The following is a 22,422-nucleotide window of genomic DNA, read 5'->3' on the forward strand; positions in this document are numbered from 1 at the left end:
CAAGACTTACCTATGAGCGTTACTGACATTATCCCCGATATACATGGCCAAGCTGAAAAGTTGCGTGTTGCACTTCGTAATCTCGGGTGGCAGCGCAATGGTCTGACATGGTCGCATCCAGACCCAGACCGGGAGATTGTTTTTCTCGGCGATTTTATTGATCGTGGCCCTGAAAATGCGGCTGTTATCAGAATTGTGCGCGAATTGATCGATGCAGGTCGGGCGCGTGCTATTATGGGTAATCACGAGCTAAACGCTCTTCACTTCCACACTAAGGATCCCGAGACCGATCTGCCCCTCCGGGCTCACAAAACGAAGAACTTTGAACAGCATGCGAGTTTTCTGAAAGAGTTTCCTCTGGGTGCGCCTCACACGAAAGATGTGCTGGATTGGATGAAGGGGCTGCAGCTGTTCATTGAGGCCGATGGGTTTCGAGCGGTTCACGCTGCGTGGATCCAGTCGGATGTTGATCGCCTGCGCAAGTACTGTGAGACTGGTATCTTGAATGAAGATCAGCTGATCAGGGCTGCTCGAGACGGCGATGAAATTCATAGCATAGTTGAAACGCTCACCAAAGGGCCGGAGCAAACGCTGCCACAGCCTCATCAATTTGTCGATAAAGGCGGTCATGTTCGGCGCGATATACGTGTCAAATGGTGGGGTACTGAGGCGAAGTCCTGGCGCGATGTCGCGATGTCTGTTCCAAATCTCGACGACCTTCCAGACCTGCCGTTGCCAGATTCATTCCCGACATACGGTTACCTCGCCAAAGAGAAGCCTGTGTTTTTTGGACATTACTGGATGTCTGGGCAGCCGGTGCTGCAGACCGAAAATGCGCTGTGTCTGGATTATTCGGCCGGTAAAGATGGCCCTCTAGTGACTTACGAGATGATCGAAGGGGATGAAAAGCTGGATGCCAGTCGCATCCTCGTACATGACGATCGTCAAAGCTTCATTCGCACTGGGCAGAAGAAAGGGCGTAAAGGATGAGCGCGGTGGAACAGAAAATTAACGAAACGGTCAAGTTTTTCGAAAGTAAAGAGGTGGATCGACTTGAAAAGTTGGTGCGCTTTGTCACGACTAAATTGGAGAAGGCTTTGGCGGAGCATCAAATCCTAGCCCGCGTTTCATCTCGTGTGAAAAGCTCGCAAAGCCTGCGCGGGAAGCTGGATAAATGGGCTGAGACCCCAGATAAGGAACCTGAGCTGCATCTTGAGCCGCAGGAAATTCTTCATAAAGTGAACGACCTCGCTGCCGCGCGTGTCATGACGTACACAGAGAAAGACCGTGATGCAGTTGCGGAGTTGGTCCGGGAAAATTTTGCTTGTCCTGGTGGCTTTGAGATCCCCTTTGATCTTGAGCGAAAAGAAGAGAGCCCTCGTATCAAGTCGAATGACCAGAACCATTATCGCGCAACACACATGATGGTAGCTGCAAATGAAAGTGACTGTGTTGGCGAGTTTTCCAACCTAGGCAACGATAAGTGTGAGCTCCAGATTACAAGCCTTCTGGCGCACGTTTGGAACGAAATTGAACATGATACAGTTTACAAAAATTTGACCGGCGAATTATCAGTTTTAGAGCATGAGGCCATCGACTCACTTGGCAACCTTACAAAGACAGGTGATAGTGTTATAAAAAGCTTACTTCGCGCCCGCCAGGGGCGTGAAGACAAGCAGCAGCTTGACTTGAGTGAAGAAAGTGCGCGCTTTGCAACTGCTGAAGAATTATCTGAATTTTTGTCAAAGCATTTTGGGCCAAAGGTAAATGGCCAAGAGATGGATTACGCAGCAGGTGGTCGTGAGTTGTTATTTTGCTTGCGTGCGGTGAACTGGCATCATCCTCGAGATATAACAGGGCAGTTTGCGCCGCGATTTTTGCTGGATGCCCGCAAAGAAACGCTGCGCCTAAAGAGATTTCTAGAAAAAAGTCAGCGGTCTAGGCCGACGCTTGATGCGGCCTCCTGCGATCTTTTCATTGTGGCCGTTATCATAAAAAAGCACGAGGCTTTGGCGCGGGAAATGCGTGATGTTCACTCGAATAGACGTGAGAAAGCTATCTTGGGTGTTTTCGAAGAACGTTCTGTTAATGGGGAGAAGTAGGTGGGCATATCTCGTTCCTGCAGGCGGGGGTTCCTGCAGGCGGGGACAGGTGTTGTTGTGCGCGGATCGACCAGAACGGCGTCAGCTGCTTTTGCCCGAAGGTGTTTCCAGTGGGGTCGATAATACCTATCAAGCAGTTCATCTCTCCGAACCTCGGTCAAGGCATTACGGATTGGCCGCATCTGGTGATCACAGGCGTAGAAGACCCCGCGGCCAACTTCTGCCATCTCCTCCTTGCTGTCGTCATCGTAGCGCTCAACGTCGACCACAATGCGGGACACATCCGCCTCAACGATCTCCGCCAACGGCCAGGCCTGCTTTGCCATTTCGTCCGTGTGGAGATCAGCCGATTCCAAAGCCTCTGCTTCAACGGCAGCCCGCGGGAACAGAAGTTCTGGCCACGCGTCATCAGGGATAGCGAAGGAGGCATGTGGAACATGGACAACGAGCTTCAGCATAGCATGACTACCTCAACAAGATAAGCTGCGGCACAGCGTCTGCATCGGCCCAAACGATAGCGTTCTGGCCAAACTCCGCTCCTAGAGCCTGTGCCTGCTCAAGGTCCAGCCCGGGCACGAAGATGCTCTCTTCCCCCGGCCAGTCACCGGATGGGTCAATCCCGAGGGCGTTCATGGTAGGAAATTCCTCAAGGGCAAGCCGTCGCAGGAGACGCCTTTGGGCTTTCCTATTGTCCTCCTCTGAGGTTTCTGCGCTGAAAGGGTTCCATGCGGTCAGATAACCTGCGGAAGACACTCGGAGGGCCGCGTATAACGCTTGTAATTCAGGTGAGTGGCACCCAATGCGCAGCGTAAATTCTTGCGGTTCGAGAACCCTGAAATCCGTCGCTTCATAGGCCTCTATGAGATCTGCGGGGATTGCAGTCATTGAGAAAATTTCCATCTATGCATTATCAAAGGTTTTCTCCAAATTTCGCACATCCGCCTCAAGCTGGCTTCCTCTAAAAAGACCAAATTGCATTATGATTGATTGGAGTTCTGGTGATAGGCATCTCTTCTTTTTGAAGAGGTATGTGCCCTAGCAGCTTGGAAAGTGCTTAATGCGAGCTTAGGGTTAGGTGAAATGCCTTATCTATTTGAAAGTCTAGCTGCTTTCAAAAGCCATTTAGTCGTGCTGCCCATTGTAGTCCGATAAACGTACCCTTTGTGCGGAGCTATGACTGAATCTGGTGTTTGAGTGGTTTGAAGGTTGGCGGCGTATCTGGTTGAATTGTTGTTGGAAGACAGCAGCCCAACCAAATGAGATACACCACCATGGGAACTACTAACATTGTTGATTTTGCGCGTCGAGACGAGATGACGGACGCGTTGACGGAGTTGCTGAAAACGGGAGCACAACAATTGATCGCGACAGCAGTTGAGGCTGAGCTTGTCAGTTATTTGGCGCAATTTACCGGCTTACGCACCGATGCCGGTCACGCGGCAGTCGTGCGTAATGGACATCATCCGGCCCGCCCGTTTCAAACGGGCATTGGCCCTGTGAGCGTGCGCATTCCAAAGGTTCGGTCCAAGGACGGCACACCGGTGACATTCCGGTCTGCCCTGGTGCCGCCCTATGTGCGCCGCACGAAGACGCTGGAAGCGGCCTTGCCATGGCTTTACCTCAAAGGGATCTCCAGCGGCGAGATGGCTCCCGCCCTCAAGGTTCTTCTGGGCCCAGATGCCGTTGGCTTGTCGGCTAATACGGTTTCGCGTTTAAAACGCGATTGGGCCAATGAATACGAGGCTTGGAAAGGCGCTGAGTTAGATGACGAGCCCATCGTCCATATCTGGGCCGACGGCGTTCACAGCGGCCTTCGGGGCGAGGATGACAAGCTCTGTGCCCTTGTTATTATTGGGGTAACTGCCCGTGGCAAGAAGCGATTTCTGGCAATTGAGGATGGGGTGCGCGAGTCCACGCAGAGCTGGCGCGAGGTTCTGCTTAACCTCAAAAGCTGAGGCATGAATGCGCCCAAACTGGCCATCGGGGACGGTGCCATGGGGTTTTGGGCGGCCATGGACGAAGTCTATCCTGAGACCCGCCATCAACGCTGTTGGCAACACAAAACGATGAACGTGCTCAATTGTTTACCCAAGCTGTCTCAGCCAAAAGCCAAGGCCGCGCTGCACGACATCTGGCAGGCCGAGACCAAAGTCGATGCAGAAAAGGCGTTCGATCTGTTCATCAAAACCTACGAACCCAAATATCCCAAGGCCACACTATGCCTGCAAAAAGATCGTGAGGAACTCATGGCATTCTTCGACTTCCCGGCGCAGCATTGGCAAAGCATCCGCACTAGCAATCCAATTGAATCGGCCTTCGCGACGATCCGGCATCGTACCAAGCGTTCAAAGGGCTGCCTGTCACGCGATGGCATGCTGCACATGATGTTCAAACTGGGGCAATGTGCTGAGCAAAATTGGAGGAAGCTACGCGGCTTTGACTACCTCGCAAAAGTCATCACAGGCGTCACGTTCAAAGACGGAATCGAAACCACAAACCCCGACCAGATCACCGCATGACCAACAATACTCAAACACCAGATTTGACAATAACTCCTTTGTGCGCGGTAAGAGCCAAAGTGCTAAAACTGTGGCTGCCCCCATTAACGCGAACGCGACCAAGAGTGGGTTCGGATCGTAGTTCGCGTAGATTATTGGAAGAAAAGGGAGAATTAACCCAACGACGACCATCAGCGTGAAATACGCTGGGCCATCGTCAACACTGGCATGATGCAGGTCGATCCCGCAGTGGTCGCAGTTGTCTTTCACCTTCAGGTACTTGTGCAGAGTCTTTCCAACACCGCAAGATGGGCATTTGAGCATGAAGCCGCGGATAACTGCTTGCTTCTTGTTCCGTTCGATTTCATCGCTCATGTCAATTCACTCTCTTGATGATGCATCTGCGGATTTCAATGTCAGATGGCCAGGCGGACTGCGTAGTACGGCGTTGTTTAATGGCCCCCCACTCCACTGATATTGGTAGCGGCCTGCATTCTTGAGAATGCTATAAATGCCGCACAAATTCAACGCTGATCGTCGCGACAAAATCGCGCGAGCTATGACTGAATCTGGTGTTTGAGTGGTTTGAAGGTTGGCGGCGTATCTGGTTGAATTGTTGTTGGAAGACAGCAGCCCAACCAAAGGAGATACACCACCATGGGAACTACTAACATTGTTGATTTTGCGCGTCGAGACGAGATGACGGACGCGTTGACGGAGTTGCTGAAAACGGGAGCACAACAACTGATCGCGACAGCAGTTGAGGCTGAGCTTGTCAGTTATTTGGCGCAATTTACCGGCTTACGCACCGATGCCGGTCACGCGGCAGTCGTGCGTAATGGACATCATCCGGCCCGCCCGTTTCAAACGGGCATTGGCCCTGTGAGCGTGCGCATTCCAAAGGTTCGGTCCAAGGACGGCACACCGGTGACATTTCGGTCTGCCCTGGTGCCGCCCTATGTGCGCCGCACGAAGACGCTGGAAGCGGCCTTGCCATGGCTTTACCTCAAAGGGATCTCCAGCGGCGAGATGGCTCCCGCCCTCAAGGTTCTTCTGGGCCCAGATGCCGTTGGCTTGTCGGCTAATACGGTTTCGCGTTTAAAACGCGATTGGACCAATGAATACGAGGCTTGGAAAGGCGCTGAGTTAGATGACGAGCCCATCGTCTATATCTGGGCCGACGGCGTTCACAGCGGCCTTCGGGGCGAGGATGACAAGCTCTGTGCCCTTGTTATTATTGGGGTAACTGCCCGTGGCAAGAAGCGATTTCTGGCAATTGAGGATGGGGTGCGCGAGTCCACGCAGAGCTGGCGCGAGGTTCTGCTTAACCTCAAAAGCCGAGGCATGAATGCGCCCAAACTGGCCATCGGGGACGGTGCCATGGGGTTTTGGGCGGCCATGGACGAAGTCTATCCTGAGACCCGCCATCAACGCTGTTGGCAACACAAAACGATGAACGTGCTCAATTGTTTACCCAAGCTGTCTCAGCCAAAAGCCAAGGCCGCGCTGCACGACATCTGGCAGGCCAAGACCAAAGTCGATGCAGAAAAGGCGTTCGATCTGTTCATCAAAACCTACGAACCCAAATATCCCAAGGCCACACTATGCCTGCAAAAAGATCGTGAGGAACTCATGGCATTCTTCGACTTCCCGGCGCAGCATTGGCAAAGCATCCGCACTAGCAATCCAATTGAATCGGCCTTCGCGACGATCCGGCATCGTACCAAGCGTTCAAAGGGCTGCCTGTCACGCGATGGCATGCTGCACATGATGTTCAAACTGGGGCAATGTGCTGAGCAAAATTGGAGGAAGCTACGCGGCTTTGACTACCTCGCAAAAGTCATCACAGGCGTCACGTTCAAAGACGGAATCGAAACCACAAACCCCGACCAGATCACCGCATGACCAACAATACTCAAACACCAGATTTGACAATAACTCAAATCGCGCGCGCTGCCGTCGTACGCCGAACAATCCCCGTCCCGTCATCAAGCATCATATCACCTCCAAATCAGTTGAAGATCAGACTCTCAGATTAGGCCAAAAGGCGATACCATGGGGCGTACGCATCGCTTACATTTTTCGGGGGGATTACCGGATTACTTTCGACAGGTCCAAAATGTCGTTCATGTGGGCGCTACCTCTGCGATAAGCGGCACCGAGTGTCTCAACCGGATTGCCCAAGAGGTCGAAACGGATTGCGTGATCTGGTGTGTAATTGATAACAAAGCCTTCAACCTTGCCAAATGCCAGAACCTCTTCTGGAACATGTTTGGCAATCCAGCTTGGCCAAGCCAACTGGGACAGATTGGCTGGTGGGACAACGTACAGTTTTTTCGTCGAACCGGTTATAGCTGCTACGAATATTGGGCTCGGTATTTTATTCGCAGTGTCCAGGACTGCATGCGGCCGGAATGAGGCACGCCAAGCGGCATCAATCTCACCGTAGTATGTGTCTTTGCTCGCTTGGATTGCCTCATCCACTTGCTCGATCGTGACGTCTAGAACGTCTACTATCCGATGCCGCATGTGGAGCATTTTTTCCATCTGGTTGCATTTTACTTGTTCTATAAAGGGTTTCACTTTGTGGAATTTCTTAATCCCAATAAGGCGGGCAAACTCCTGATCACTCACCCTCATTCGGGCACATTCTTTTTCAATAAGGATCTGGAGTGTTATAGGCTTAGTCTGACATTTTGACATTATATTATATCCTTTTGCTGGTTCAGGAGGCGCTGCAAAAATTATGCAGTCAGAGAAGATGTCGCGCGACCAAAGAGGAGAGTAGAGCACGCCGAAAGCGTGGTGCCTCAGCAACTGGCCAAACCGCGGATCACGCAACCTGCGCGACGGACAGCCCCGCCTTCTAACCGCCTGCGCAGGCACACCGGAGACATGCCCAAAATCGTATCAAAAATGACAGCTCATCTACGACGGGTCATACAAAAGCGGTATTTTGCTGCAGCAAACTCAGCCCACGCGACTTGAGCGAGATCAAGCGTACTCCCCGCATCAAGACACAGGCGGCCATGCGTTGCGACCCGATCCGCTGCCTTTTCCAGAACCTTGAGGTTAGTGACCTGCATTGTAGCCGGTGTATGCCCGTGAACCACAATCCATGTTTTGCAATCACCCCAGCCACCTGTCCATTCCAGAAAAGGTTCACGTATCCACGCCCAATGACACTCATGCACCGCACCAAAACGCGACTGGTTCAGGAATTCACTCGGCTCAGCCGTTGGATCCAGCCCAGCATGTATGAAGAAAATATTTCCCTCCATATGCCAAGTAGGACATGTGCGGATAAACTCCAAGAATTCCTCACCAACTGCGTCTCGAGCGATATCCGCAAGTTCTACCAAGCGCCGTGCGGTGCAGCCCGGCACAGCCTCCTCGATTAACATGTCTCCACCATTGTCGAGCCAGTCACAGATAAAGTGATCAGGCTCACTGATACCGTCAAGAAGCATGAGTTCGTGGTTGCCGGGGAGTAAAATGACATCATCGACCATGGCAAGATCACCAGCAGATTTATACAACGCAATAGCTGCGAGGCTTTGCGGTCCACGATCGATAAGATCACCGAGGAAAATTAAACGCCGCACCAGATGACTGCGTGGAACAGAGGCGATTGCGTCAAGGGTTGCAGCAAGCGTGTCAGCTTGGCCATGCACGTCTCCTATCGCAAAAACTTGGGCATCTGCAGCATGCGTTGGAAGAGTTTTCCAAGGGCTCATTTCTGTAATAAAGTTATCCATTTTGATTTAGCTCCCGAGTTGATGGGTTTGTGGTGGGCTCGGCTAATATCACGCCACGTTCCTCGCTGCTGAGGTGCTTGCTTCGTATGTCCATCGCAACATCCTATGCCCAAAGGGCTCTGAGTGTTGCATTCGAAACTTGAGCCCAAGCTATTTTCATGGAATTGTCACGAGGAGGTCTTGGACTTGTCTCAGCTGCAGTCTTTCGGTTGGTCCAGTACGTCTTTCAACAGGTCTTGAAACATCAGACTCAATTCTCGTGGCGCGAGGATTTCGACCTGATCGCCCCACCGAAACAGGTGCCAGCACATTTCACGCAGTCCACCTGCATGAAACCTTACTGTCAAGCTTCCGTCGGGCTCGTCCGTCATTTCCTGTGTCGGGTGGAATAGATATCGCCGTGCATCTGGCGCCGCTTCCGGGGTGAAACGCCAGACGACATTGTATATTTCCTCCTGCCATATGCCGAAGGATCGCTGCATCCAAGCGGCTAGGTCGAAATCTTCTGGGCGTTCGAAAACGCTATTGGTAAGCTCAATCCGCTCCAATCCGGCCAAAGCGAAGAGGCGCACATCCTTTGCATAGTCGCTGTAAGCCACAAGATATTGGCGACCTTCGCCAAGCAGCAGCGCCAAGGCGCCAAGCCTTGCATTACGACTCAGCAGGCCGGTTGCGCGCGCGCGATGATCCACCTCAATCCATACGCCAGCGAGGATAGCTTCGCGCAGGCTGTCAAGTATTTCTACATGGATCTGTTCTCGTGGCCCGGGGCGTAGCGCGACCCCGTCTGCTTCGAGCAGTGTTGCGATATCGGGTTCAAGTCGGGTTCGCTTTGGTCCAGGCAAGCGCGCACGAAGGCGATCCATGAGTGTTTCCAAATGATAGGCAGTGGCGGCGTCTCCGGATTGGCGCGCAAGTTCAGCGCCACGGTTAAGTGCAGATATGTCGTCAATGGTGGGATCGGCTAGGCGACCCGCTGTGCCCGGTGGCAGGCGCCAGCGCTTACGCCCACCCGGCTCATGAAGTTCTTCTGTTTGGGGGAACGCGTCGCGGATTGCGTCGCGCATCCGTTCTGCGGTTCTACGCGAAACTTCATAGGTCTGCCCGATGTCATCGAGTGACAGGCCATCCGCCCGACCCTGCATCTGCAGGGCCAGTCTTACAAGATCAGCCAATCGGCCATAACGCATTGGGTAACCTCCATTTCTTATACAGTGACGGAAACCCCGCATGGCTTCAAGCGGCAGGATTATGCAAGAATTCTGTGTTCTTCACATCGAACACTAGGGTTAACTTGCCACCTGAAACCCGATCGGATTTCGCGTATTGGGTTTAGAAAGCTGTTCGCGGTGCAGTTCTGCGAGGATGGCTTCAGGTTCGGTAATGCCAAGAAAATTCGATCGCTTGGCAGCAACTGCGAAATCTCCTGGCGTCAACTGATCGAGGTCCTGAAGACCAATGGGCGGATCGAGCTTGAAGAACTGTCGGAAGCAGGCCGTACGCTGCTCGGAGCTCAGCGGTAAAAATCCAATCTTCAGACCAAAGCGCCGGGAAGTCGCAGGATCGAGCTGGTCGACGCGGTTGGTGGTGCAGGCGAAGGGCAGCGGGTGGTTTTCCATCCAGGTGAGCATTTCATTCACTTGGGAAATTTCCCAGCGATGGGTTGCTCCATCCCGTGCACCCAAGAGTGAATCTGCTTCGTCGAAAATAAGAAATGCGCTTATGTCGCGTGCTTCGGCAAAGGCGTCTGCAATATTACGCTCACTACCGCCGACGTATCGATCCAGAAGATCAGAGGCTCGCCGTACTAGGACGGGCATATGCATGCGCTCAGCGAGATAGCGCGCGAAAGCGCTCTTGCCGGTCCCGGGAGGGCCGCTCAGACAAAGTCCTCCGGTGTTGGAAGGACCGCAGGCGACGAAGCGTTCTGTGATTAACGCAAGGTCGTGGTCTGCATTGGCGAGCTCCGGCTCGAATCTGATGCTGCTTGGCGCTGTGGGTTGAGTGTGGCCGCCGCGTACGGCTCGAGAAATCGCCATTGCAACAAGCTTCACGTCATCAGGGCCGCCTCGCGTTATACGTGCGGCACGAAGTGCGCTGTTTGCAATAGCGGGTGCATCGTCCATACTGTGGGCGAGTTCGCGGCAGAGGTCTTTCGGCAGTGGCACCCGATGGTGCAAAGCAAGCTTCTCCCAGATCCGGCAGCGCACGGCGATTGGAGGGGTCCGTAGTTCAAGTGTGAATGAAATGCGTCGCAAGAATGCAGGGTCGCAATCGCTGATATCGTTTGTCGTCCAAAGCGTAGGGACAGGATTGCTCTCCAGAAGCCGGTTCAAATGTACTTTTGAACCTGTACGGCGCAGTGAAAGGCCGAAGAGCCCATTGTCAAGCCCTGGGAGTAAGTCTTCCATTTCGTCAAAGAGGATGATGCTTTTGCCCTGATCTCTAAGGAGCCGTTGACCAAGGCGGAGTTGCTGCAGGCGTTCAAACCGGGATGGCTCATCCCCATCGTCATCTGTTTCACCTACGGCATGAAGGCTGGCGCCGAGCCGCTCCGAGAGGGCCTTGCAGAGCTCTGTTTTGCCCGTACCTGGCACACCATGCAGCAGAATGTTCACACCATTCTCGCGCCGCTGGAGTGCCCCATCAAGCAGTCGAAATGCAAAGTCACGCCCAAGCCCAAGGTGCTCGAAATCATCCCAAGCCACGGCTGCCGGGGAGACGCGGGCGAAGAGTTTGGTCAGAATGTCATCGAGGCTACGCGACGGCGGGTCAAGAGCCACAAGAAGACGGTCAGTTGCCAATAGGCCGAGACCGCTAAATGGTGGCTTTTCAAATTGCAGAAGGCCCGAAACGAGTAAACGGCCTGAACTTGCAAGCAAGAGTCTTACGCGGTCCGGTGCTAGCCCGGTCAGATGGGCGATCACGTCCTCAACTGGGAGCCGCGCATCATCGACGAGGGCATTGCATAAAAATCTTACGGGGCCGCTACGCGCGGCGCGAATAGCCAGTTCAAAAATGGCTTGCTCATCAGGATCTAAGCCGACATGAGCAGCCAAATCTGTTATGTTACGCGCCATTGCATCCGGCTTTTGGCGTGGAACTAATCTGTCCCGCTCTGCAAGAAGGTGGTTGAGTTCGGACCAGACATTTGCCGGGACACCTTTGCGTTTAATGTTGTTAATATCTGGGTCCCAAGAAAAGCCTAAATCCTGATCCTCAATCCAGGTAGACAGTTCTTGAGACACGACACTTCGTGCGGGAAAATTTGTGGAAATCCGGACTGCAAGGTCAATCAAGTATCGCTGTTCGTATATATTCATCATGCAAACTCCTTAGTGATATGCAGGATATAGCGAACGGATGCGTCACATACGGACGTGTCATGTTTTGAGAATTTGATTTCTACGTGACGTTATCGCCGGAACAGCATATCAAACCTTATGAACTTTGCATTTTTTGACCTTGAGACCACGGGTGTCTCGCCCGCGTTTGATCAACCACTCCAGTTCGCTGCGATCCTCACGGATTCGGATTTCAAAGAGATAGAGCGGGTGGATATGCGCTGTCGCTTGGCGCCTCATATTATTCCTTCACCGCATGCTTTGGCTGTTACGGGGCTACGCCCCGCCGAACTGATCGATCCAGCGTTGCCAGAGTTGTTTGAATTCACCCAGTCATTGACCGAGCTTGTGTCGCGTTGGTCGCCTGCGATTTGGACTGGCTTTAACAGCATCCGCTTTGACGAAGAAATGCTGCGACAAGCCTTTTACCAGAACCTTCAGGCGGAGGTTTTCGCAACGCAATTCAACGGCAACACGCGTTTCGATATTATGACAGCTGTCTTTGGGGTATGGCATCGGCACCGGGATCTGTTGGAATGGCCTGTAGACGAGACGGGCAAGGTCCGGTTCAAACTCGACCGCCTCGCACCGCTGAATGGCTTCGAGGGACATAACGCCCATGATGCCTTGGGTGATGTGGAAGCCATAATTCATATCGCGCAGCTGATTGCCCAGCGCGATCCAGCCCTCTGGACAGAGCTGCTTGCAAGTCGGGACAAGGGATATGTTAAGGCCCGTCTCGAGCGACTTTCCCCGCTAGAGCTTGTGGGACGTTTTGGTGGCGGTCCTCCGAAGGCTATCACGGGCTGCCTTTGCGGCTACTCGAGCAAGAACGCCAATCAAGCATTCTTTTTTGATCTCGATGCGGCCGATCCTGCCGATCTGATTGATGCGTCCGATGACACTTTTGTGGCGGCGCTGGAGGCTGTGCCATGGGCCATTCGCTCTTTAACGATCAACAAGGCACCTGTCTTATTGGAACCTGCTGCAACGACGGATGAACACGAACGCCGCGCGCGCCTCATTGCGGAGGCGCCGCAGTTTCGTGAACGCGTGGTGCAGACGATGGCGGCGCGCTACCCGACAAAGCCGGATGCAGAGCCGATCGCGGTTGAGAAACAGATTTTTAACGGTTTCTACAGCTGGGCAGACAAGGAGCGTTTGAAGGTTTTTCAAGGGGCCGATTGGCCACAGAGACAGGAGATCGTTGCGACCTTCGACGACTCCCGACTGCGTCAGCTAGGGCGAAGGCTGGTAGCATTCTATGCGCATGACCTTTTGTCAGAAGAAGAGCAGCGCCAATATGGTGAGTGGCTTCATGGACGCTGGCAAGCGGCGTCTCGGCTGGAGACAGAATGGATGACAACTAAAAAGGCACGGCAGGCGATTGCAGAAATGAGGGAGTCCTCAAACTATGACAATTTAATGCTAGAAGAGATTGAGGCCTTTCTAGGCTCTTTTGACAATAGCGGCAGTATGGAAAGGAAGGTATAGGAATGCAGGCAATTGATGCTGAACCAGACATACGGCAGGATGCGGTTCGTCTTGACGAAAAGTTGACCCTCCAGCAAATTCGCTTTGTTGCGGAAAAATTGCAGGATTTGGTTAACAAATATACGCTGAGTTCGCGGGATGAAAGGATGCGTCCCACTGAATGGCTGGAGTGGGATGCTTTTATCCAAGCAGCATACGCATGTGGTTTCGTGTGCAGCGATGCTGGCCAAGATATGGGAGATGCTGCGCAAACACCGGTCCCTGACGTAATCTCGCGGCTTCAACAAGATCCGCGCTGCGTGGAAGACCTTACACTGCGAGAACTACGCCGCATTCTTCACTACATTATCCGAAGTGAACGTTGGGGCGATGCTGGTGCTAACACTGGTGGGGGTGCGGTTTGGGGGTTGATCTCTTCCCGCTTGGGTGGCGCGATCGCCAGTCGGTTAGGCGCATGACAAACACGGCTCAGGTTTCGTCTGAATTTGATTACTTACGAGAAAAGCACAAGAGGCTTCGCGAACAGAATTCGCCGGAGTTAAATCTTCGAACACACCGTTCCATCAGCTGGCTTAGCCGCGCGGCCGCTTTGATCGATGAGGATCCGGACGCTGCTTTTATTCTGAGCTGGATTGCCTTTAATGCAGCCTATGCCAAGGATTTGGGAGATGACCCCGGCTCATTTGCGCGTGCTAATTTCCAGGGTTTTTTTGATGCACTGGTGAGATGTGACCCAAATGGACGCATAGAACATGAAATCTGGTATCAATTCGAAGGCGTAGTGGCCGAGCTTCTGGACACCAAATACATCTTCAATCCCTTCTGGAAGTTCCACAATGGCGATGCCCAGTATGACAACTGGGAGCTGCGCTTTGAAAATGCCAAGAAGGCAGCGCAATATGCCATCGAAGGGCAGGAAACAGCGAAGCTGCTGAGCATCCTTTTTGACAGGCTGTACGTGCTCCGCAACCAGCTTGTGCATGGTGGCGCGACCTGGAACAGCCAAGTGAACCGCAAGCAGGTGCGTGATGGGGCGGAGCTACTGCTGAGCCTGATGCCGGTTTTTGTCGACACGATGATGTCGAACTCGAATGAAGATTGGGGTGCGCCTTATTACCCCGTCGTGGATTGATGGGAACGCCGGGTGTCGGATGCTGCCGCGGGACTGCTCTTTCTCATTTTAGCCGGCATGGTTGCGATAGGGCTGGTTGTCCTGTTGCTCCGCATCCTCACAAGCCGCCTGTTCCTAAACCTTTCAGCGCTCCTGGCGATTGCGTTTCTGGGGTTTCTTGCGGTTTTGATCGGTTGGGGAGGGTGAGCGCATGATTGGAAAAGCGGCGGATTTGGCGGAAGCCCGAGGCTGGGATCATGACTTGCTGTCGACGTTGAGTCTCGCTGTGGCAATCCCGTCACCCCAGTGGGGGACCATCCATTCAGTGGAGATATATTGCTCGATCGATGGTGGATCTTGGTGCTTTGTGATGCTGGAAGAGTTCTCGACCCTGACTGAGCGAAGCGAAGAGGTCCGTTGTGCTGTTCGCTGGCTCCGCCAGTTTTGCAAGCCCGCTGAATTTGACCTTCTGCCGGAACCTGACTGATTCCTGAGATATATCGGGGAACTCGACATTCAGGAAGAGGTCGAAAACCATCTGGGTCGCGCGATAGATGATGCGCTGGCGCAGATGGATATTGCTTGGACGGTTTTGCATTTGGTCAATTGGGGTAAAAAATCTGTCGATCAGGCGATCTCCCAGATCCAATCATTGGATACTCAATCACCACAATCAACATAAGAGTGGAAACAAATATGAAACGGAAAATGGCATGGCGCTGAAGCAGGATGACTTCGCAATTCCCCAAGAAAAGCTTGATGAGTTGAATGTAGAAATTCAGCGCGCAATGTCAGACTATTTTGCACGTAGCCCAGAAGCGGCCCCGCTTGATGGGATGTCGTTGACCTTCAACTTCGCCTTCGGGTTCGGGCGCGAACTGGACGCGCATGTTGCGGGCAAGATCATTTCAGTCGACTTGGATTAAGCAGGGAGCATTGGACGTTGTTTGGTCTGGGCAAAAAAGACAAAGACAGCAAACAGGTCCGCATCGAGCATCGTGGGCAACACACGCGTGCATCGCGCACGGGTGGCGTGTCGGTGCGGGGCGAACAAAAGGCTGGCCCGGTCAACCTCACCGCCAATTCGGCAAAGGGCCTGCGCGCATCCACACGGATTGCCAACGGCACGCGTGTTGCGCTGCAAAATGGCCGGTCTCCGGCCGGGAGCAACAAAAGTGTGGGGCATTCACATTGGCTAGTTACCCAGATAAAGTTTGCTAACGTGAGGCAAGAAGCCAAGAAGAGACAAAAAGGACCACGGATTGTAATTATTTAAGCAGTCAAGCACGGGCAGTATAAGCTCAATGCAGCAGGAAAGGTTCCTGCTTGAGAAGGATATTCAGCAGGTTGTGGAAGCCAACCTGGTTGAAACATTCAACCTTCAGTTCGTTGCTTCCGAGCTTACAGTGGAAAAATTTCGAGTAGACACGCTGGCGTTTGATGAGGAAAGCAATTCCTTCGTCATCATTGAGTACAAAAAGGGCAATAGCTATTCCGTCGTTGACCAAGGATACTCGTATCTATCAGTGATGCTCAACAATAAAGCCGATTTCATTTTGGAATATAATGAGCGTCTTGATCAGAGTTTGCGCCGCGATGATGTAGACTGGTCGGCATCGCGAGTGATATTTATTTCGCCAAGCTTCAACGCTTACCAAAAGAATAGCGTGAATTTTCGTGATATTCCGTTTGAGCTCTGGGAAATTCGACGCTTCGAAGGTGGCGTCATTTCTTTGACGCTACATCAAGCAAGTAGTTCTGAAGACATTAATCTGATTGCTGATACAAACCCCGAAAGCCCTATTAAGCAAGTATCAAGCGAGGTTAAGGTCTATAAAGAAGAAGACCATACTTCGAGTGCTTCTGCTGTGGCACTTGACGTATATCAGGCACTGCAGGAAGAACTCAGGGGTTGGGATGATGTGACCTGCACCGCCATGAAATACTATGTTGGCTTCAAAAAGGGCAACTCTTTGTTCGCTGCAGTACGCATTTTCAAAAACCATTTGAGCATAGATTTTTCTCGGGGCCAAATCTCGCCTGATGGCCAAAATCAAAAAACTTCTTCACAATCGATGATCCAAAGGAGATGCTTGACGCTAAAACATGGACGCACAAAAATGGACGAATGGGAAACTCCTATGTCATGAAGTTGTCCAAGGCCTCAGATCTAGAGTACGCTAAGTACTTGATCAAACAGAAATATGATACTCTGTAAGAGGCAGAGCGATGAGCGATGAGCGATCGGAGAGATTGGCTTGGCACTAAACGCGATGATACATTGGGGATTTATGCTGCGGGTCGACACGCCGCACACAATCACCCAAGAAGGCTGGAAATGGTTGCTATCTGAGGCCCGCTTTCCTTTTAATTTCGATGGTGAAATTTTTGGGCTTGGCTTTCTGCTAGAGGATCAACTTAGAGAATTTGGGTTTCGCGGTAGTGAAGCAGGACAGGAAGCAGACTTTGTAGATGTTGACCGGGTTATTCACGCTGCCTCAGAAGCTGTGAACTGGTTAGAGCTTGTCGCTGTTAAGCCGCTTGTTGGTGGGTTGAAACCTTTCGAAGCGTGGAAGCTTAAGAACTCCGGCGTGTATGATGTTGCCACATTCGATGATCAAGTTGTTACCAAAGGTACCCAAGTAGACTGGCCGCCACTGATCGGGAAGATTTATTGAACTATGATTACCGCAAAGCTAGGTGACATCACTAAAATACCGGCGCAGGCCATCGTGAACTCAGCAAATCCAAGCCTGTTAGCGGGAGGCGGTGTTTGTGGCGCTATCCACCGAGCTGCTGGCCCACAGCTTGAACTTTCGTGTCGTGCAATTGACTGCATCAAACCCGGTAAAGCGGTGATGACTAATGCTTTCGAACTGCCCGCTGAGTACGTTATACACGCAGTCGGCCCTCGCTACATGGACGGCAATCGAGGCGAGGCTGACGTTTTGGCGCAGACCTACCGTTCCATTTGCCAACTTGTCGAAGAGCACCGCATCACCAGCATATCCATACCATCTATTGAAACTGGTATTTACCGGTTTCCGTTGGACTTGGCTGCTGAGATCGCAATTGTGACACTGCGCAAATTCGTGCCTGAAAGCCTCAACGCAACATTCATATGCTTCGACGACGCAACTCTGGCAGCCTATGCGGAAAGATTAAAGTGATGCACACCGACGCTGAAATCGACCACCTTGAAGAGCTTTTAGGCAATCTCGAAGTGATGCTAGACGCAATGTGTGTCAGTGAACTTGATGGCTATGTTGCAGGGCTACTGCTGTGTCCTGATATGATCATGCGATGGCTGTTGCCCTCGAGCGGCTCTGCATCGCGCAAGAGCTTCTCATTTAGCTTCAATCGTTTGACCATTTGCGCGGCCCTCCTTTCGTGATCGACACAGGCGTAGATCGACGCCTCTATCAAGTCAGAGCATGGGGACAGGGGTGGAAAATAGGCGGAAGGTGGAATTGGCGCCAGAAGGAAATTCCGCATAGCGACGTCAAAGGGTTAGTCGTACCGCCCAGCGCGACCAGGTTAGAAATCGCCGCGAAGTACAGGGGAAATCCGAGTACTGATGGCGTTGCGCATCGCAAAACCAGCGAAAAACGAAAAACGAAAAACGACGTAAAGGGTCCCAGCGCAGATTCCACCCTACACATTACTGGATGCGTGATGGAAAGCTGAACAGTGGTTTGGTGGCGTCGCATCTCAGCAAGGTGAAAGTGCTGAACGTTGGCTCCCAGTCGACTGCAAGAGGGACATGACCAACGCGATGGGCGGGAAGGCAATCGGTCCAACACCCGGAACGGTCATCATCCGCATGCACACCTCATCTTGGCTGGCAGCGCGTTTGACCCTGCGATCCAGTTCCAAAAAGTGCTGATACAAAACCACGCGCGCGTCCAGCAGCGGCACCAAAGCATGGGCCAGAACTTCATCCATCTCGATCAACGGTCGAACAACACCGTCAAAACTGCCGTGCTTCACAGTCATGGGCAGGCGAATGCCAAAGATCTTCAACAGCTCACGTACCTCGTTGGCGAGATCCATCGTCTTCTTGAGTAATGCCTTGCGCGTGCTGAGCAAGGCACGGACGCCATGCGCTTCTCGGCTCTTCATGTGAACTGGGCTGAACCAACCAGTGCGCAAGACTTGAGCAATGCCACGCGCATCATTCTTGTCTGTCTTGTTGCGCGTTGCCGACAGCGCTGCATTGACCTGGCGCTTCCATAAGCGGACTTCCTTAATCCCAGCGGTCGGGCTTGAACTTGCGCTCAATAACCTCGTCACGCCGTTTGCGACGCTTCGTCTCCGGCGCTTTATCATCGGTGTCAAGGATGTGGTTCTCGTTTGCTTTCGTTTCCGCGCTCTCTTCTTTAGAGACATAGGACCGCCCGTCGTAGCTGAACGAAAACATGCCCCGAAAAGCGAGGCCCGCAGAGCTTTCTCCCTCCATCCGCCAAGCCCGAAGCGCGAAGGAGATCATCTCCTCCTCACGCAGATCACACAGGGTCTTAGCAACGACCAGATCGCGGTTTTCCTTAATGGTAGACCCGTTGAACCGGTTGCCAATCGGCCCAAATTTTTTATCGTCACGTGTCTCCAGCCTTGCGCAAAAGGCGTTTGCCGACTTTACGCATTGTTCGAGCCGCGAGTTCTGAAGCAAAAGGATTGTTTTGCTTTTTTTCTTTTCAAAAACTTCCAGCTTATCTTCGAGCGATTTGTTTCCAGCAGATGAGTTGATCCCATGGGGTAGGAGCATAAAGTTCCCGAGGCGTCGAAGCTGCTGGCTATCCTTATAGGTCTCGACAGGTCCAGTAGTGCTTTGCGGAATGATATGTTCACGGGCGAGATAGTCGTCTGGTTTAGAGGCTCCCAGTCTGCGCTTGAGGCGTCCGAAATCGAAGCTTTGTGTCTTGAGCAGTCCTTCCTCCCAGCGCGCAAGGAAATAACGTAGTTCGTCCCAGCCGTAGAAGTCGTAACCGTCGTCGTCGTCGAGCGTCAGGCTCGAGACGATCTGGCGCATGCCGTCCTTGTGCTGTGCGTGAACAATGCCGGCCAGCACCACGACCACAGAGGCGTCTCGCACGATCGTGCCTCCGACATGGATCTCCAGTTTCTCACCCTTATTCTTACCGCGCGCGAGATAGGCATAGGCCAGCTTGTTGAGGGTCACGTTTCGGCTATCCGATCGAGCGGCTGCGCCGGGAAGGCCGTAGAGTCGAAAGTTGGCTTTCTCGATTGCCTCCAAGACAGGGGCATCACTTTCGTCCTGATTACGCATCCATTGACGGGCGAAGATCAAAGGCAGGATGCCGGCAACATTCGACTGGGCATTTAGATATGTCAGCTGCGTCGCCACCGGGTCACGCTTTTCGGTCTGCACCGCAGCTCGAAGGTCACGGAACGTCCTGAACGCGGATTCCAGAAAACCGAGAAACCGTTCGAACTTATCCTTATCGCCTTTTTTGGCGACCTGAGCCGAGATAATTTTGTAGTCGGTCTCGCCAGCCTTGCGCCGACCCGGATAGAACATCGCGTTGACGACCGCGCGCAGGACAGTATCCACACTCTCGCCACCGCGCATCTGGGTATCTTGAACAATTCCCTGAATAGTCTGCCAGACGCTATCGACAACATCGTCCCAGCCGTAGAGCGCCTGCATGTAGATCAGATGATTTTTGACGAGATCCATCTGCGTGAGGGGCTTGCCTCGATTGTTGATCGTCTCGAACACCTTCGAGACCTCGCCCGCATTTTCGAGTGCGAAAAAAATTACGTGTAGACGACCCTCTACGAGCCGCATCATCTTCTCGGAACCGCTTCCGAGTGCCTCAATCCAAGCCTCTATCTCCTTAGCGGCGTCCAAACAGTTGCGCTGACCGAGGGTGCCGACTTTCGTCAAATTTTCATTCTTGACGAGCGCTTTGAAAAAGCCGCGATCACTACTTTGCGGAAGGAATAGAAGATTGTTGTCGCGGACTACGCATGAAGCCCTGCCGGTCTTTCGAGCAAGCAGTGCATCGATGAGCACCAGCGTCGTCAGCCGTTGCTGACCATCGACAACATGAAAGTGGTTCGGCCGCTGGGGAATGGGCGTGCAGATCACTGTGCCGCAGAAATGGATGGCATTTGAGCCGAGTCTTCCAAGTCTCTCCAAATCGTCAAAAAGATCCTTTCGATGCTCCTTGCGCCAGTCGTAGCCGCGCTGATAGTTTGGCACCTCGAGCACTATAGGAGTGTCTTCTCCATTCGGTTCAAAAATTCCTTTGAAACTAACGTAGCGCGCACCTGGGATCTTGTGTGTCATCTGTTTCTTTTCTTATAATCAACTGAACGTGATCTTCGTATAGGGCGGAGCGAGACCTCGCAACCTCCGCCAACTATGCCTGCCGTTTTTGCCATAAGAACGAATGTTCGGTCTGATAGGCCGCACTGCGGCATTGCTAAGGGTGGGTGAAGGTCCGGTATGGGCCTATTCTGTTGAAAAACTCCTGTTGATCTGGGTCCTTACGGCTGATTCAATATCTGTATTGATATTGGAGATTGATCGCGCTGATGGGACCACGCCAGGAAGCACAATCTGCTTTTTTCTATGGTTTCTCGATAAAGGATCACGTTCCAGAAGATCATGTGTTGCGCGCGATTGAAGGCGTCATTGATCTATCCAGCGTTCGGACGCATCTGACCGCGTTTTACAGCTCCACAGGCCGCCCTTCGGTCGGTCCCGAGTTGATGATGCGGATGCTGTTGGTGGGATATATCATGGGCATTCGATCAGAACGGCGTCTGTGCGAAGAAGTTCATTTGAACCTCGCATATCGGTGGTTCTGCAAGATGGATTTGTCGGACCCAATTCCCGACCACTCGACGTTCTCGAAGAACCGACACGGCCGTTTCCGCGACAGCGATGTGCTGCGCCATGTGTTTGAAGCGGAGCGATGGAAAATTTGGCTCGCTGCCGTTTGGCAGTTAAAAATCCCTTCCCTCAAAATGAACAAAATGGGCTATGCCGCTCAGTTTTTATGTAAAATATACCAAATATTTTACCAAAAATAGAATGATAAAAATACCAATTTGGTAAATACTCCATCTCAAGGATGCATCAGTTTACCCATATTGAACGCATCAACCGGAGTATCGCCATGACCCTGAATTCGCAATTTGCACCGTTTAGCAAACACGCCCAGAAACGCTGCCAACAACGCGGAATACGCCCCGCGCTGATTAGGACAATCATCGAAAATGCAGATGTAGACGTGCCGGCAGGCAGCTGCGCGTCAATTCTCTCGGTAAGTCGGCGAAAGGGAAAGCGCCTTAACCTTGGTGATCAGGTTGGGCGGCTGGGGGGGGGTCTTTCTGAAGACGGAACCATCATCACGATCGCGCATATTTTTGATAATCGTCGTGGCAAGTCTTGGCGCCGTGGTCGCAATTAAGGAGGTACAGATGTCGAAAAGTGAAGAAACACCACGCGAGGCTGCAGATCGCGTCAGACAAGAGCTTCGAGAGCGCATTGCGCGGCATGTCGCTGGCGGCGCTCCAAAGCGCCTAAGCCCCATAAGACGCCTGCATGCGGCCGCCTATATCGGCCAGTTGGTCACGCAGCTGCGCGATGACGGTTTGTCGATGACTGAGATTTGCGAGAATCTCGGCACCAAAATGCCGGGCAAGCAGTCAAGTCGTTCTATCGAGCCGTTTCGGTTGCATCGCTGGCTACTTAAGAAAGGCGCGGACGATGTTACGGACGAGGTCATCGCCCACTACCGTGGCAAACCTGAGCCGCTTCGTACCACGGCAACCTACCTTCATTTGGCAGGATACTTAAGCACTATGTGCGGCCTTGATCCAACGGATTGCCAAGGCGAGCTGCTTGAAAAGCTTGAGCTTAAGAATGGCTATGTCTGGGAAGATGAAAGCAATTCGCAGCCGGAGCAAAAACTGGCGGCGCTGATTCAAAATCATGCGGCAGTGGTGGCTAGGATGTTGGATTTGGGGGCCATGCTACAGCGTGCTGAAAGGGTTCAGGGGGGGTTAATCTCAAGGTTGGACCAGATGTGGCCGTTGATCTGACTAAAGATTTTAACGCTGAATTTTCTGCAAGTGGACACA

The 22,422-nt window shown here is 52.6% G+C and carries 23 protein-coding genes and 2 pseudogenes; 15 read left to right on the forward strand and 10 right to left on the reverse strand.

Going from position 1 to position 22,422, the window contains the following annotated elements; all coding sequences use genetic code 11:
- Positions 1 to 12: 12 nt before the first annotated feature.
- Both OA238_RS21720 and OA238_RS21725 read left to right on the forward strand, forming a co-directional pair.
- On the forward strand, positions 13 to 990 hold the full coding sequence (locus OA238_RS21720; protein ID WP_015496869.1) for a metallophosphoesterase: 978 nt from the start codon (positions 13 to 15) through the stop codon (positions 988 to 990).
- Positions 987 to 2,102 carry a GTP pyrophosphokinase gene (locus tag OA238_RS21725; protein WP_015496870.1) on the forward strand — a complete coding sequence of 372 codons (1,116 nt, stop codon included), beginning with the start codon at positions 987 to 989 and terminating at the stop codon, positions 2,100 to 2,102. Before OA238_RS21720 ends, OA238_RS21725 begins: the two co-directional genes overlap by 4 nt.
- Here the strand turns inward: OA238_RS21725 and OA238_RS30660 are convergent.
- The gene (locus OA238_RS30660; protein WP_015496871.1) at positions 2,033 to 2,560 is read right to left on the reverse strand and encodes an N-formylglutamate amidohydrolase; all 528 of its coding nucleotides are present in this window, start codon (positions 2,558 to 2,560) and stop codon (positions 2,033 to 2,035) included. The genes OA238_RS21725 and OA238_RS30660 overlap by 70 nt on opposite strands.
- Positions 2,561 to 2,567: 7 nt before the next feature.
- Complete coding sequence (locus tag OA238_RS21735) at positions 2,568 to 2,987, reverse strand: DUF3293 domain-containing protein (protein WP_015496872.1); 420 nt, start codon at positions 2,985 to 2,987, stop codon at positions 2,568 to 2,570.
- Positions 2,988 to 3,373: 386 nt separating this feature from the next.
- Here OA238_RS21735 and OA238_RS30665 point away from each other — a divergent pair.
- A pseudogene (locus OA238_RS30665) lies at positions 3,374 to 4,621 on the forward strand (IS256-like element ISOan6 family transposase).
- Here the strand turns inward: OA238_RS30665 and OA238_RS30670 are convergent.
- Positions 4,529 to 4,975, reverse strand: coding sequence for a DUF983 domain-containing protein (locus OA238_RS30670; RefSeq protein WP_015496873.1), 447 nt, complete (start codon positions 4,973 to 4,975; stop codon positions 4,529 to 4,531). The pseudogene OA238_RS30665 and the gene OA238_RS30670 sit on opposite strands and share 93 nt — an antisense overlap.
- Positions 4,976 to 5,257: 282 nt before the next feature.
- Between OA238_RS30670 and OA238_RS21750 the strand changes: the two genes are divergently transcribed.
- On the forward strand, positions 5,258 to 6,505 hold the full coding sequence (locus OA238_RS21750) for an IS256-like element ISOan6 family transposase (protein WP_015496874.1): 1,248 nt from the start codon (positions 5,258 to 5,260) through the stop codon (positions 6,503 to 6,505).
- A gap of 186 nt (positions 6,506 to 6,691) precedes the next feature.
- On the opposite strand, the gene OA238_RS21755 is transcribed toward OA238_RS21750, so the two are convergent.
- From OA238_RS21755 to OA238_RS21770, 4 genes are all read right to left on the reverse strand, one after another.
- Positions 6,692 to 7,303 (reverse strand): hypothetical protein, encoded by a 612-nt coding sequence (locus OA238_RS21755; protein ID WP_044037360.1) that lies wholly within the window; start codon positions 7,301 to 7,303, stop codon positions 6,692 to 6,694.
- A gap of 221 nt (positions 7,304 to 7,524) precedes the next feature.
- A complete protein-coding gene (locus OA238_RS21760) occupies positions 7,525 to 8,358 on the reverse strand; it encodes a metallophosphoesterase (RefSeq protein WP_015496876.1) in 834 nt (277 codons plus the stop codon).
- 191 nt (positions 8,359 to 8,549) lie between these two features.
- Positions 8,550 to 9,548, reverse strand: a complete 999-nt coding sequence (locus OA238_RS21765) for a helix-turn-helix transcriptional regulator (RefSeq protein ID WP_015496877.1) — start codon at positions 9,546 to 9,548, stop codon at positions 8,550 to 8,552.
- Between the two features lie 99 nt (positions 9,549 to 9,647).
- Positions 9,648 to 11,684: an AAA family ATPase gene (locus OA238_RS21770; protein ID WP_015496878.1), complete on the reverse strand. Its 2,037-nt coding sequence runs from the start codon at positions 11,682 to 11,684 to the stop codon at positions 9,648 to 9,650.
- A gap of 117 nt (positions 11,685 to 11,801) precedes the next feature.
- Between OA238_RS21770 and OA238_RS21775 the strand changes: the two genes are divergently transcribed.
- The 3 genes from OA238_RS21775 to OA238_RS21785 are packed head-to-tail and all read left to right on the forward strand — an operon-like array spanning position 11,802 to position 14,328.
- The gene (locus OA238_RS21775) at positions 11,802 to 13,196 is read left to right on the forward strand and encodes an exonuclease domain-containing protein (protein ID WP_015496879.1); all 1,395 of its coding nucleotides are present in this window, start codon (positions 11,802 to 11,804) and stop codon (positions 13,194 to 13,196) included.
- Between the two features lie 2 nt (positions 13,197 to 13,198).
- Positions 13,199 to 13,654: a hypothetical protein gene (locus OA238_RS21780; RefSeq protein WP_015496880.1), complete on the forward strand. Its 456-nt coding sequence runs from the start codon at positions 13,199 to 13,201 to the stop codon at positions 13,652 to 13,654.
- Positions 13,651 to 14,328 carry a HEPN domain-containing protein gene (locus OA238_RS21785; RefSeq protein ID WP_015496881.1) on the forward strand — a complete coding sequence of 226 codons (678 nt, stop codon included), beginning with the start codon at positions 13,651 to 13,653 and terminating at the stop codon, positions 14,326 to 14,328. The genes OA238_RS21780 and OA238_RS21785 overlap by 4 nt, the downstream gene beginning before the upstream one ends.
- Before the next feature lie 301 nt (positions 14,329 to 14,629).
- Here OA238_RS21785 and OA238_RS21790 read toward each other — a convergent pair whose 3' ends face one another.
- Positions 14,630 to 14,956: a hypothetical protein gene (locus OA238_RS21790; RefSeq protein WP_044037364.1), complete on the reverse strand. Its 327-nt coding sequence runs from the start codon at positions 14,954 to 14,956 to the stop codon at positions 14,630 to 14,632.
- 64 nt (positions 14,957 to 15,020) lie between these two features.
- Here OA238_RS21790 and OA238_RS21795 point away from each other — a divergent pair, with 64 nt between their 5' ends.
- The 6 genes from OA238_RS21795 (at position 15,021) to OA238_RS21820 (ending at position 17,701) form a co-directional block, all read left to right on the forward strand.
- Complete coding sequence (locus tag OA238_RS21795) at positions 15,021 to 15,233, forward strand: hypothetical protein (protein WP_044037366.1); 213 nt, start codon at positions 15,021 to 15,023, stop codon at positions 15,231 to 15,233.
- 17 nt (positions 15,234 to 15,250) lie between these two features.
- Complete coding sequence (locus tag OA238_RS33070) at positions 15,251 to 15,583, forward strand: hypothetical protein (RefSeq protein ID WP_187293094.1); 333 nt, start codon at positions 15,251 to 15,253, stop codon at positions 15,581 to 15,583.
- Between the two features lie 28 nt (positions 15,584 to 15,611).
- On the forward strand, positions 15,612 to 16,457 hold the full coding sequence (locus OA238_RS21805; protein ID WP_015496883.1) for a DUF5655 domain-containing protein: 846 nt from the start codon (positions 15,612 to 15,614) through the stop codon (positions 16,455 to 16,457).
- Between the two features lie 108 nt (positions 16,458 to 16,565).
- Positions 16,566 to 16,985 (forward strand): hypothetical protein, encoded by a 420-nt coding sequence (locus tag OA238_RS21810; RefSeq protein WP_144055955.1) that lies wholly within the window; start codon positions 16,566 to 16,568, stop codon positions 16,983 to 16,985.
- Positions 16,986 to 16,988: 3 nt separating this feature from the next.
- Positions 16,989 to 17,477: a macro domain-containing protein gene (locus OA238_RS21815; RefSeq protein WP_015496885.1), complete on the forward strand. Its 489-nt coding sequence runs from the start codon at positions 16,989 to 16,991 to the stop codon at positions 17,475 to 17,477.
- Positions 17,477 to 17,701: a UPF0149 family protein gene (locus OA238_RS21820; RefSeq protein WP_044037370.1), complete on the forward strand. Its 225-nt coding sequence runs from the start codon at positions 17,477 to 17,479 to the stop codon at positions 17,699 to 17,701. The genes OA238_RS21815 and OA238_RS21820 overlap by 1 nt, the downstream gene beginning before the upstream one ends.
- A gap of 317 nt (positions 17,702 to 18,018) precedes the next feature.
- Here OA238_RS21820 and OA238_RS21825 read toward each other — a convergent pair whose 3' ends face one another.
- On the reverse strand, positions 18,019 to 18,588 hold the full coding sequence (locus OA238_RS21825) for an IS110 family transposase (protein WP_245581366.1): 570 nt from the start codon (positions 18,586 to 18,588) through the stop codon (positions 18,019 to 18,021).
- Positions 18,554 to 20,620: a DUF262 domain-containing protein gene (locus OA238_RS21830; RefSeq protein WP_015496886.1), complete on the reverse strand. Its 2,067-nt coding sequence runs from the start codon at positions 20,618 to 20,620 to the stop codon at positions 18,554 to 18,556. The genes OA238_RS21825 and OA238_RS21830 overlap by 35 nt, the downstream gene beginning before the upstream one ends.
- A gap of 245 nt (positions 20,621 to 20,865) precedes the next feature.
- On the opposite strand from OA238_RS21830, the pseudogene OA238_RS21835 reads away from it, so the two are divergent.
- Both OA238_RS21835 and OA238_RS21845 read left to right on the forward strand, forming a co-directional pair.
- Positions 20,866 to 21,243: pseudogene (locus tag OA238_RS21835) on the forward strand (transposase); the annotation flags it as partial.
- Between the two features lie 474 nt (positions 21,244 to 21,717).
- Positions 21,718 to 22,383: a hypothetical protein gene (locus OA238_RS21845; RefSeq protein ID WP_144055956.1), complete on the forward strand. Its 666-nt coding sequence runs from the start codon at positions 21,718 to 21,720 to the stop codon at positions 22,381 to 22,383.
- The last annotated feature ends 39 nt before the right edge of the window (positions 22,384 to 22,422 follow it).

It is taken from the genome of Octadecabacter arcticus 238 (assembly GCF_000155735.2).
GTDB classification, from domain to species: Bacteria; Pseudomonadota; Alphaproteobacteria; order Rhodobacterales; family Rhodobacteraceae; genus Octadecabacter; species Octadecabacter arcticus.

Excerpts from the sequence above, each read along its gene's own strand:
- OA238_RS21720 (WP_015496869.1), top strand. The coding sequence starts at position 13 with ATGAGCGTTACTGACATTATCCCCGATATACATGGCCAAGCTGAAAAG.
- OA238_RS21725 (WP_015496870.1), top strand. The coding sequence starts at position 987 with ATGAGCGCGGTGGAACAGAAAATTAACGAAACGGTCAAGTTTTTCGAA.
- OA238_RS30660 (WP_015496871.1), bottom strand. The coding sequence starts at position 2,560 with ATGCTGAAGCTCGTTGTCCATGTTCCACATGCCTCCTTCGCTATCCCT.
- OA238_RS21735 (WP_015496872.1), bottom strand. The coding sequence starts at position 2,987 with ATGACTGCAATCCCCGCAGATCTCATAGAGGCCTATGAAGCGACGGAT.
- OA238_RS30670 (WP_015496873.1), bottom strand. The coding sequence starts at position 4,975 with ATGAGCGATGAAATCGAACGGAACAAGAAGCAAGCAGTTATCCGCGGC.
- OA238_RS21750 (WP_015496874.1), top strand. The coding sequence starts at position 5,258 with ATGGGAACTACTAACATTGTTGATTTTGCGCGTCGAGACGAGATGACG.
- OA238_RS21755 (WP_044037360.1), bottom strand. The coding sequence starts at position 7,303 with ATGTCAAAATGTCAGACTAAGCCTATAACACTCCAGATCCTTATTGAA.
- OA238_RS21760 (WP_015496876.1), bottom strand. The coding sequence starts at position 8,358 with ATGGATAACTTTATTACAGAAATGAGCCCTTGGAAAACTCTTCCAACG.
- OA238_RS21765 (WP_015496877.1), bottom strand. The coding sequence starts at position 9,548 with ATGCGTTATGGCCGATTGGCTGATCTTGTAAGACTGGCCCTGCAGATG.
- OA238_RS21770 (WP_015496878.1), bottom strand. The coding sequence starts at position 11,684 with ATGATGAATATATACGAACAGCGATACTTGATTGACCTTGCAGTCCGG.
- OA238_RS21775 (WP_015496879.1), top strand. The coding sequence starts at position 11,802 with ATGAACTTTGCATTTTTTGACCTTGAGACCACGGGTGTCTCGCCCGCG.
- OA238_RS21780 (WP_015496880.1), top strand. The coding sequence starts at position 13,199 with ATGCAGGCAATTGATGCTGAACCAGACATACGGCAGGATGCGGTTCGT.
- OA238_RS21785 (WP_015496881.1), top strand. The coding sequence starts at position 13,651 with ATGACAAACACGGCTCAGGTTTCGTCTGAATTTGATTACTTACGAGAA.
- OA238_RS21795 (WP_044037366.1), top strand. The coding sequence starts at position 15,021 with ATGGCGCTGAAGCAGGATGACTTCGCAATTCCCCAAGAAAAGCTTGAT.
- OA238_RS21805 (WP_015496883.1), top strand. The coding sequence starts at position 15,612 with ATGCAGCAGGAAAGGTTCCTGCTTGAGAAGGATATTCAGCAGGTTGTG.
- OA238_RS21815 (WP_015496885.1), top strand. The coding sequence starts at position 16,989 with ATGATTACCGCAAAGCTAGGTGACATCACTAAAATACCGGCGCAGGCC.
- OA238_RS21820 (WP_044037370.1), top strand. The coding sequence starts at position 17,477 with ATGCACACCGACGCTGAAATCGACCACCTTGAAGAGCTTTTAGGCAAT.
- OA238_RS21830 (WP_015496886.1), bottom strand. The coding sequence starts at position 20,620 with ATGACACACAAGATCCCAGGTGCGCGCTACGTTAGTTTCAAAGGAATT.